The organism is uncultured Caulobacter sp. (assembly GCF_937900395.1).
Lineage (GTDB): Bacteria > Pseudomonadota > Alphaproteobacteria > Caulobacterales > Caulobacteraceae > Caulobacter.
The window spans coordinates 22621-32412 of record NZ_CALCDX010000247.1 but is presented as its reverse complement, the minus strand read 5'-3'; the positions used below and the strand labels follow the sequence as shown (position 1 = coordinate 32412).

General features: G+C 68.1%; 11 protein-coding genes. 8 read left to right on the top strand and 3 right to left on the bottom strand.

The features are described from left to right. Both Q0379_RS23240 and Q0379_RS23235 read left to right on the top strand, forming a co-directional pair. Positions 1-605 (top strand): HD family hydrolase (locus Q0379_RS23240; RefSeq protein ID WP_299017416.1); only part of this gene is annotated, 605 nt, incomplete at its 5' end. After that, on the top strand, positions 568-1596 hold the full coding sequence (locus Q0379_RS23235; RefSeq protein ID WP_299017414.1) for an NAD regulator: 1029 nt from the start codon (positions 568-570) through the stop codon (positions 1594-1596). The genes Q0379_RS23240 and Q0379_RS23235, both read left to right, overlap by 38 nt. On the opposite strand, the gene Q0379_RS23230 is transcribed toward Q0379_RS23235, so the two are convergent. From Q0379_RS23230 to Q0379_RS23220, 3 genes are all read right to left on the bottom strand, one after another. Then, on the bottom strand, positions 1526-2494 hold the full coding sequence (locus Q0379_RS23230) for a sterol desaturase family protein (protein ID WP_299017411.1): 969 nt from the start codon (positions 2492-2494) through the stop codon (positions 1526-1528). The genes Q0379_RS23235 and Q0379_RS23230 overlap by 71 nt on opposite strands. Continuing rightward, entirely contained in the window at positions 2494-2877 is a 384-nt protein-coding gene (locus Q0379_RS23225) for a hypothetical protein (protein ID WP_299017409.1), read from the bottom strand. The genes Q0379_RS23230 and Q0379_RS23225 overlap by 1 nt, the downstream gene beginning before the upstream one ends. Before the next feature lie 157 nt (positions 2878-3034). Then, on the bottom strand, positions 3035-3565 hold the full coding sequence (locus Q0379_RS23220; RefSeq protein WP_299017407.1) for a porin family protein: 531 nt from the start codon (positions 3563-3565) through the stop codon (positions 3035-3037). Positions 3566-3802: 237 nt separating this feature from the next. Between Q0379_RS23220 and Q0379_RS23215 the strand changes: the two genes are divergently transcribed. The 6 genes from Q0379_RS23215 to recG all read left to right on the top strand — a co-directional run bounded on the left by Q0379_RS23215 (position 3803) and on the right by recG (position 9727). Then, the gene (locus Q0379_RS23215) at positions 3803-4918 is read left to right on the top strand and encodes a beta-ketoacyl-ACP synthase III (protein ID WP_299017404.1); all 1116 of its coding nucleotides are present in this window, start codon (positions 3803-3805) and stop codon (positions 4916-4918) included. A 101-nt stretch (positions 4919-5019) separates the two neighbouring features. Beyond that, a complete protein-coding gene (gene tcyJ / locus Q0379_RS23210) occupies positions 5020-5805 on the top strand; it encodes a cystine ABC transporter substrate-binding protein (RefSeq protein WP_299017401.1) in 786 nt (261 codons plus the stop codon). Between the two features lie 2 nt (positions 5806-5807). Next, a complete protein-coding gene (gene tcyL / locus Q0379_RS23205; RefSeq protein ID WP_299017398.1) occupies positions 5808-6467 on the top strand; it encodes a cystine ABC transporter permease in 660 nt (219 codons plus the stop codon). Then, on the top strand, positions 6464-7201 hold the full coding sequence (locus Q0379_RS23200; RefSeq protein WP_299017395.1) for an amino acid ABC transporter ATP-binding protein: 738 nt from the start codon (positions 6464-6466) through the stop codon (positions 7199-7201). The genes tcyL and Q0379_RS23200 overlap by 4 nt, the downstream gene beginning before the upstream one ends. 81 nt (positions 7202-7282) lie before the next feature. Then, the gene (locus Q0379_RS23195; protein WP_299017419.1) at positions 7283-7585 is read left to right on the top strand and encodes a hypothetical protein; all 303 of its coding nucleotides are present in this window, start codon (positions 7283-7285) and stop codon (positions 7583-7585) included. A 45-nt stretch (positions 7586-7630) separates the two neighbouring features. Then, a complete protein-coding gene (recG, locus tag Q0379_RS23190; RefSeq protein ID WP_299017392.1) occupies positions 7631-9727 on the top strand; it encodes an ATP-dependent DNA helicase RecG in 2097 nt (698 codons plus the stop codon). Positions 9728-9792 lie beyond the last annotated feature (65 nt).

Below are 9792 nucleotides of genomic sequence, written 5' to 3'. Positions count from 1 at the left end.
GGCAGAGAATGCTCTCCGGACGTCGGCTCGACCTGCTCGATCCGTCGCCGATGGACATCGAAATCGAGGATATCGCCCACGGCTTGGCGCGCGTGGCGCGCTGGAACGGGCAGACGATCGGCGACCACGGCTTCTCGGTCGCCCAGCACAGCCTCGTGGTCGAGGAGATCGCCGCCCATATCAAGCCCGACCTCGAACCCCGCTGGCGGCTGGCCGCCTTGCTGCACGACGCCAGCGAATACGTGATCGGCGACATGATCAGCCCGTTCAAGGCGGCGCTGGGCGTCAGCTACAAGGATTTCGAGGCCCGGCTCGAGGACGCGATCCACATCCGCTTCGGCCTGCCGGCCAAGACGCCGGCGCCGATCAAGAAGCTGATCAAGCAGGCCGACCGCGCCTGCGCCTTCTTCGAGGCCACCCAGCTGGCGGGCTTCAATCACGAGGAGTCGCTGTCGATCTTCGGCGCGCCTCCCGTCGGGTACGACCTCCACATCACGCCCCTGCCCCCGTTCGAGGCCCAGGCCCGCTACGTCCAGCGCTTCCATGTGCTGTCGCGCGCCGCGGGCTATGAATCCGCGCCCGGCGCGGCGTTCGAGACGGAGTGATGAGCGCGCGATGAGCATCTCGGTCGTCATCGGCCTGTCGGCGGTGGTCGTCGCGATCCGCGACGGCGAGGCCGTCGTCCTGACCGTGCGGCCGCACGACGCCGTCACCGACGTCGCCTCACCGCTGTCCGGCCTGCCCTTCGGCCCGTTCGACCCCGAGGCGCATCGCACCTTCGAGCTGGGCCTGCGCGCCTTCGTGACGGCCCAGACCCGATTCCAGCTGGGCTATGTCGAGCAGCTCTACACCTTTGGCGACAAGGGCCGAGACGCCCCGCGCGCCGAGGTCGGGGCCGGCGCCGCTCGCGTCGTCTCGGTCGGCTATCTCGGCCTGACGCCCAAGGCGGTCGACACCGACGCTCCCGACACCGCCTGGGCCCCGTGGAGCCGGTTCTTCCCTTGGGAGGACTGGCGCGCCGGCCGCCCCGCACTACTCGACGAGGCCATCGCCCCGGCCTTGCGCCGCTGGGCCGGCGACGACGCCGGCAAGTGGTCGCGCGCGCGGCTGGCCTTCGCCCTGGACGGCGCGCCGTGGAACGAGGAGCGGGTGCTTGAACGCTACGAGCTGCTGTACGAGGCCGGCTTGGCGCCCGAGGCCGCCCGCGACCGCGCCCGCGCCGACGGCCACGATCCGGCCGAACCCGAGGCCCTGTCGGCGGCGCTGGGCGAGCCGATGATCTCGGACCACCGGCGCATCCTGGCCACGGGCCTCTCGCGCCTGCGCGGCAAGATCAAGTACCGGCCGGTGGTGTTCGAGCTGACCCCCGAGGAGTTCACCCTTTCGACCCTGCAGCGCACGGTCGAGGCTATCGCCGGGGTGCCCCTGCACAAGCAGAACTTCCGCCGGGTGGTCGAGCGCGAGGAACTGGTCGAGGGCCTGGGCCGGCTCGACGCCGAGACCGGCGGCCGGCCCGCCGAGCTGTTCAGGTTCCGCCGCGAGATGCTGGCGACGCGCCAGGCGACGGGGCTTTCGCTGCCTCTGCTGCGCGATTAGCCGCCTCTTCCCGCGCCCGCCACTTGGCCTTCAGCGTGTGCGAGGTCTCACGCGAGCCGTCGGGGCTCCAGCCGGGCGGCCCGAAGACGTAGCCGAGAACCTCGCGCGGAGACTTGGACCCGGCGACGTCGCGACCGATCCCCACCCACTCGTGGAAGACGTTGTGCAGCAGGTTGAAGTTGCCGAGGTTCTTCACTGTGCCATAGCGGCAGGGCTCTTCGTCGGTCTCCGGGATGAAGGTGCCGAACAGTCGGTCCCAGATGATCAGGATGCCGGCGTAGTTGGCGTCCAGATAGCGAGCGTTGCGGGCGTGGTGCACCCGGTGATGCGACGGCGTGTTGAACACCGCCTCGAACCAGCGCGGCATGCGCTTGATCGCCTCGGTATGGATCCAGAACTGGTAGACGAGGCTGACGCCCTTCTGGATCGCCACCATCGCCGGCGGAAAGCCGACGAACGACAGCGGCAGCCAGAGCAGCCAGGTTCCCGCGACGCCGCCGGTCCAGGTCTGCCGCAGAGCGGTCGACAGGTTGTAGTGGGTCGAGGTGTGGTGATTGACGTGGCTGGCCCACCAGAACCGGCGCTCATGGGCGATGCGGTGGAACCAGTAGTAGGTCAGGTCCTCCAGCAGAAAGACCGCGACCCAGGCCCAGACCGCCGTCATGGGGATGGTGAAGATCCGGTGGTTCCAGACCCAGACCGTCGCGGCGAAGACCACCCCGCCGAACAGGATCCCCGCCACTGTGCTGCCCAGGCCCATGCTCAGGGACACGGCCGTGTCGCGCGTCTCGTAGTTCGCCTTGGCCTTGCCGAAGCGGCCAAGCAGGATTTCCAGCACGATCGCTAGGACGAAAAACGGGATCGCCAGCTGAACGGGGTCAAAACTGGGCGTCAGCATCAGGCGAGCTCCTCGGGCGGCCAGCGGTCGTCGGCGACCGCGAAGACGGGACGGCCATCGCCCATCCGCATGGCAAGACGTCCATGGCTTGGACGGAGATCGGAAACATCCCGCCACGGCGCCTCGCGCGCGACATAGCCGTCGCCACGCCGCCAGATCACCAGGGCTTGGTCGTTTTCGCGCGCGATGAGGCCCGCCCCGTCGGCGGCGATCCACAGGGCGGTCGGCTTGTGATCGGGGAATTCGACGGCCAGCAGAGACCGGGCCGCCTCGACGTCGAGCGGCGGCGTGGGCCGCGCCGCGCCTAGCCAGGCCGCCACGGCCACCAGCAGGGCGACGGCGACGACGGATCCGCCCAACTGAATCAACAGCGCCTTGTCCAAGACCGACGCGCCTCCCCTTTATCTTATTGCTGTTCAGATTGAAGGGCGTCGCTCCCGGTCGTCAAGCACAGAGACCCTCGAAACAAAGAAAACGGCGCGCCCCGCAGGACGCGCCGCTCTCTTGCGACCTCGAAATGAGGCGCTCTTGGATCAGCGGTTAGAAGTGGCGGACGTAGCCGACCGACACCGTGTTCGAGCTCAGATCGCTCTTGGTGTATTCCGACTTGGTCCAGTCGGCGCGGATGCCGTTCTTGCCATCCATCTTGTATTCGGCGCCGACGCCGTAGTTCCAACTCTCGCGGCTGCCGTCGAAGTCCGTGGCGGCCGGATTCTTGGTGTCGAACTTGGTCGTGCCGTAACCGACACGGGCCAGGAGGTCGAGATTGGGGGTCACAGGCAAGTAGCCGACCGCGTACGCGGCCGCCTGGTGTTCCATCTTCACCTTGGCGGCGCCAGGCGCGTAGACGGTGTCGCCATCAACGCCGCCTGCGATTTCGCCCTCAACGCCAAAATTAGGCGTAAACTTGGCGCCGATCCGTCCTTGAATAGCGCCGGTGTCGGCCCCACGCGTCCGAGTTTGGCCATAGTTGACAGAACCATATACGTCCGTCGAATTCTGAGCTTGAGCAAACATGGGGGCCGCGAGAACCGAACCAGCGACCAGGGTAGTGGCGATGAGAGTCTTCATTTTTATACTCCTATGCTACGCGTACTCTTTGCTCCCTCAGCCAGCCTAGGGCTAAGCGGATAACGCGGCGAGCATGCGGCGGTTCACGGTCCCGTTTGGGGCGATTGCGTGTCCGGTTGGAAAAGGCGCTGGATGACGCGGCCGGCTTCCGTGCTATCTACGGCGTCAAACAAGCGTCAGAACGCGAGCCCGCCCGAAGACAGGACGAGGCCCGCGCGTATCATCGGGACCGTCGTCTTGCCGCAAGCCGTCATCGCCGCCACGGGGCTGTTCACCCCGCCCCACAGCATCTCCAACGCCGAGCTGGTCGAAGCCTTCAACACCTATGTCGAGCGCTTCAACGCGGCCAACGCCGACGCCATCGCGGCGGGTGAAGTGGTCGCTCTCGCCCCCTCCTCGCCCGAATTCATCGAGAAGGCTTCGGGCATCAAGTCGCGCTTCGTGATGAACAAGGCCGGGATCATCGATCCCGAGATCATGCGCCCGATCATCCCCGAGCGTCCGAACGACCAGATCTCGATCCTAGCCGAGATGGCGGTCGAGGCCGCCAAGCAAGCGATCGCGCGTTGGGGCAAGCCGGTCAGCGAGATCGGCGCGGTGATCTGCGCCGCCTCGAACATGCAGCGCCCCTACCCGGCCATGGCGATCGAGATCCAGCAGGCCCTGGGCATCGAGGGCTTCGCCTTCGACATGAACGTCGCCTGTTCGTCGGCGACCTTCGGCATCAAGACCGCCGCCGACTTCGTCACCACGGGCAGCGCCAAGGCGGTGCTTATGGTCAATCCCGAGATCTGCTCGGGCCACCTGAACTTCAAGGATCGCGACAGCCACTTCATCTTCGGCGACGTGGCGACCGCCGTGATCGTCGAGGACGCCGACCAGGCCAAGGACGGCTGGGAGATTCTGGGCACGCGCCTGAAGACCCAGTTCTCGAACAACATCCGCAACAACTTCGGCTTCCTGAACAACGCCGCGCCGGAAGGCATCGGCGCCAAGGACAAGCTGTTCGTGCAGGAAGGCCGCAAGGTGTTCCGCGAGGTGGTGCCGATGGTCAGCGAAATGATCATCGAACACGCCAAGGACCTGGGCCTGGATCCGTCGACGCTGAAGCGCCTCTGGCTGCACCAGGCCAATATCAACATGAACGAGATGATCGGCCGCAAGGTGCTGGGCCGCGATCCCGCGCCGGGCGAGAACGTCATCATCCTCGACGAATACGCCAACACCAGCTCGGCCGGCTCGATCATCGCCTTCCACACGGCCAATGACGATTTCAAGCCGGGCGAAACGGGGCTGATCTGCAGCTTCGGCGCCGGTTACTCCGCCGGCACGGTGTTTTTGCGCAAGCGTTAGACGTCCGACGTCTCGCGAGGGGCGCGGCGCGCGTTCGGACTGGCGAACCGCGCGCGCCCGTATAGAACTGCACCAGAGTATTTCGCCCAAGGGTCTGTTCGATGCGATTCCCCGCCCGCCGCGCCGTCGTTTCCGGTCTCGGCCTCGCCCTGCTCGCCGCCTGCGCCAAGAAGCCGGAGGCTGGCGCCAGCAGCTGGGATCGGATCAAGGCGTCAGGAACCCTGCGTGTGGGCCTGGAAGGCACCTATCCGCCGTTCAACTTCCAGGGGGCGGACGGACAACTGACCGGCTTCGAGGTGGACTTCGCCAAGGCGCTGGCCGCGCAGCTGGGCCTGAAGCCGGAATTCCGCCCCGCGCCGTTCGCCGGCCTGCTGGGCGCCCTGGAGTCCGGCCGCGTGGATGTCGTGATCAACCAGATCACCATCACGCCGGACCGCAAGGTCAAGTACGACTTCTCCGAGCCCTACACGATCTCGGGCATCCAGATCATCACGCTGAAGGACAGGCCCGGCCCCACCAAGCCGGACGAGCTGGCCGGCAAGAAGGTCGGCGTGGGCCTGGGCACCAACTACGAACAATGGCTGCGCGCCAACGTGCCGACCGCCGACGTGCGCACCTATGACGACGACCCGACCAAGTACCAGGACCTGAAGGCCGGCCGCATCGACGCCGTGCTGAACGACCGCCTGGTCGCCGCCGACTTCATCAAGACCTCGCCCGAGTTCGTCGCCTCCGGACCGCCCTTCGCGGCGCAGGGCGCGGGCGTCGCCATGAAGAAGGACGCCGCGCTGAAGGTCATCATCGACCAGGCGATCAACGCGCTTCGGTCCAGCGGCAAGCTCTCGGCCCTGTCGCAACAGTGGTTCGGCATGGACGTCACCCAATAGGCATGGAGACCGGTCTCGATCTCCTGCGCCAGTCGGCGCCGCTGCTGCTCAAGGGCGCCGGCTACACGGTCGTGCTGAGCGTGATCGGCATGGGCGTGGGCGTCGTGCTGGGCTTTGGCCTGGCGTTGATGCGCCTGTCGCGCTCGCCGCTGCTGCGCTGGCCGGCCAGCGTCTATGTCTCGGCCTTCCGGGGCACGCCGCTGCTGGTGCAGCTGTTCCTGATCTATTACGGCCTGCCGCAGTTCGGGATCGAAATGCCGGCCCTGGCCGCCGCCGGCATCGGCTTCTCGCTGAACGTCGCGGCCTATGCCTGCGAGATCCTGCGCAGCGCGATCGCGGCCGTCGACAAGGGCCAGTGGGAGGCCGCGACGGTCCTGGGCATGAGCCGGGGCCAGACCCTGCGCCGGGTGATCCTGCCCCAGGCCGCCCGCACCGCGGTCGCGCCGCTGTCCAACAGCTTCATCAGCCTGGTCAAGGACACCTCGCTGGCCGCGACGATCCAGGTGCCGGAGCTGTTCCGCCAGACCCAGCTGATCACCGCGCGGACCTACGAGATCTTCACGATGTATCTGGCCGCGGCGGCCATCTACTGGATCGTCTCGACGGTCTTGGCCGCAGGCCAACACCGCCTCGAGCGCCGCGCTGCGGAGGGCCGCCGATGAGCGCGATCGACGCCAAGGACCTCCGGAAGAGCTTCGGCGACACGCCCGTGCTGGCGGGCGTCGACCTGACCGTTTCGCCGGGCGAGGTCGTGGCGATCATCGGTCCCAGCGGCTCGGGCAAGAGCACCCTGCTCCGCTGTCTGGCCGGCCTCGAGCCGCTGAACGGCGGCGACCTGACGATCGCGGGTGTGACCGCTGGCGGCAAGGCGCCGCTGGCCAAGACCCTGAATGGCCGCGTCGGTTTCGTCTTCCAGGGCTTCAACCTCTTCCCGCACCGGACGGCGGTGGAGAACGTGATCGAGGGTCCCGTGGTGGTCCGCAAGTCACCGCCGGCCGAGGCCCGCGCCAAGGGCTTGGCGCTGCTGGAGAAGGTTGGGCTCGGCGACCGCGTGAACGCCTACCCGGCCGCGCTGTCGGGCGGTCAGCAGCAGCGCTGCGCCATCGCCCGCGCCCTGGCCATGGATCCCGAGGTCATCCTGTTCGACGAGCCGACCTCGGCCCTGGACCCTGAGTTGGTCGGCGAAGTGCTGGCGGTGATCCGCGATCTGGCGGCCGAACGGCGGACGATGGTCATCGTCACGCACCAGATGGATTTCGCGCGCGATGTCGCGGACCGCACGATTTTCATGGACGGCGGCGTCATCGTGGAGCAAGGACCTTCACGCTCGCTTCTCGCCTCGCCGCGCGAGGAGCGGACGAGGCGTTTCCTGGCAAGATCGGGCGTGCTGCAGTAGTTCCTGGGTAGCCTTAATTTGGCCCACGGGACCCTTCACGACCTGTGCGTCTACGCCGAGTGTTTCCAGGGCGAGGACAGCGTGAAGCCTTACATCGAACTCAAGGGCGCCTCGGGCGCCGTCTACCGCTACAAGCTCGCCGAAAACGGCGACCCGGCGACGACGATCGCCGGCAACTACGTCTATCTGGACTCCAAGGGAACCGTGGTCTTCGCGGGTGAGGCGAACAACCTCGTCGACGCCAAGAACCGCTGGTCCGAAGCCTACGCCCGTCATGGCGCCACCTGGCTCTACACCCGCCTCAACGTCTCGGGCGCGTCGCGCGCGGACGAATATTCCGACATCGTCATCGCCCTGCAGCCGGTGATGAACAAGGCCCCCTGAGGCGAAGGCTGCGGACGGGCGCGGACGCGGCTAAGGTCGCGGCAGATGCGCCCGGAGATTCTCTTTCCCCTGTTCACCTCGGTGTCCACGCTCAAGGGCGTGGGCCCGCGCGTCGCGCCGCTGGTCGAGAAGCTGGCCGGGCCGATCGTGCGCGACGTGCTGTTCACCGCGCCCACCGGCCTGATTCGCCGCGGCGTCACCACGGTGGACCAGGCGGTCGAGGGGCAGGTCCAGACCTTCGTCGTCACCATCGACGCCCACCAGCCGCCGCATCGCCTGGGCCAGCCCTGGAAGGTTCGCGCCTGGGATGGCACAGGCTTCCTCACGCTCATCTGGTTCAAGGGCCACGGTCCGCATCTTGAGCGGCAGCACCCCAAGGGCGCGCGGCGCGCGGTGAGCGGCAAGGTCGAGCGCCCGGAAGGCTTCGCCTCGGAACTCCAGATCGCCCACCCCGACTACATCGTCGCCGAGGAACGCGCCGGCGACATACCCGAGGTCGAGACCGTCTATCCGGCCACCTCCGGCCTGCCCTCCCGCACCTTCCGCAAGTTCGCGCTGGAGGCCTTGGAACGGGCTCCTGACCTCGCCGAATGGCAAGACGCGGCCTGGCGGGAGCGCGAGCGCCTGCCGGCCTGGCGCGACGCGTTGGCGGCGCTGCACGCGCCCGCCAGCGAAGCCGATCTGTCCCCGTTGGCCCGCCCGCGTCGACGCCTAGCCTATGACGAACTGCTGGCTCACCAGCTGGCCTTGGCCCAGCGCAAGGCCGCGCGCCGCGCGCATCCCGGCCCGCGCATCCCGGCCGGGCCATTGTCCGAGGCGGCCGAGAAGGCCCTGCCCTTCAGGCTGACCGGCGCCCAGATCCGGGCCCTGTCCGAGATCCGCGGCGACCTGGCCTCCGGCGAGCGGATGAGCCGGCTGCTGCAGGGCGACGTCGGCTCGGGCAAGACGGTGGTCGCCATGCTGGCCATGGCCGACGCGGCCAGCGCCGGCCTGCAGTCGGCGCTGATGGCCCCGACGGAAATCCTGGCCCGCCAGCACTTCGAGACCATCGCCGGTCCGCTGGAGGCGCTGGGCCTGTCGGTGATCCTGTTGACCGGTCGCGACAAGGGCGCGGCCCGCGCGGCCAAGCTCGCCGGTCTCGCGGATGGAACCCACCACATCGCGGTCGGCACCCACGCCCTCTTCCAGGACGACGTCGTCTTCAAGGCCCTGGCCCTGACCATCATCGACGAGCAGCACCGCTTCGGCGTCAACGAGCGCAGGCGCCTGCAGGACAAGGGCCCGCCCGGCGTCGACTGGGGCGTCCACCTGCTCGCCATGTCGGCGACGCCGATCCCGCGCACCTTGGAGCTGACCGTCTTCGGCGACCTCGACGTCTCGCGGATCGACGAGAAGCCCCCCGGCCGCACGCCCGTCGCCACCCGCGCCGCGCCGACGCCGCGCGTGCCCGAGATCGTCGAGCGCCTGCGGGCGGCGATCGCCAGCGGCGCCCAGGCCTTCTGGATCTGTCCGCTGGTCTCGGAGTCGGAGAAGGTCGACCTACGCGCCGCCGAGGATCGCGCCGCCGACCTGGCCCGTCACCTGCCGGGCGTCGGCCTGGTGCACGGCCAGATGCCGCCCGCCGAGAAGGACGCGGTCATGCAGCGCTTCGTCAACGGCGAGGTCAGCGTGCTGGTCGCGACCACCGTGGTCGAGGTCGGGGTCAATGTGCCCAACGCCAGCATCATGGTCATTGAGCACGCCGACCGCTTTGGCCTCGCCCAACTCCACCAGCTGCGCGGCCGTGTCGGCCGGGGGACGCGGGAGAGCTCCTGCGTGCTGCTCTACGATCCGCCGCTGTCGGAAGTGGCCCAGAAGCGCCTCGACATCCTGCGCCGCAGCGACGACGGCTTCGAGATCGCCGAGAAGGACCTGGAGCTGCGCGGCGGCGGCGACCCGCTGGGCCTCAACCAGAGCGGCTTCCCGGCCTATCGCCTGGCCGACCCCGTGGCGCACCGCGACCTGATCGCCGTGGCGGCCGACGACGCCCGGCTGATCCTGGCGCGCGATCCCGAGCTCACCTCGCCGCGCGGCCAGGCGGTGCGGACGCTGCAGGAGCTGTTCGACTGGAAGCCGGCCTCGTCGCTGAACGAAGCCGGCTAGAGCCCTTTCCGATCTGATTGAACCAATCAGATCGGATAAAAAGGGCTCTATTTCAAAAGTTTAGA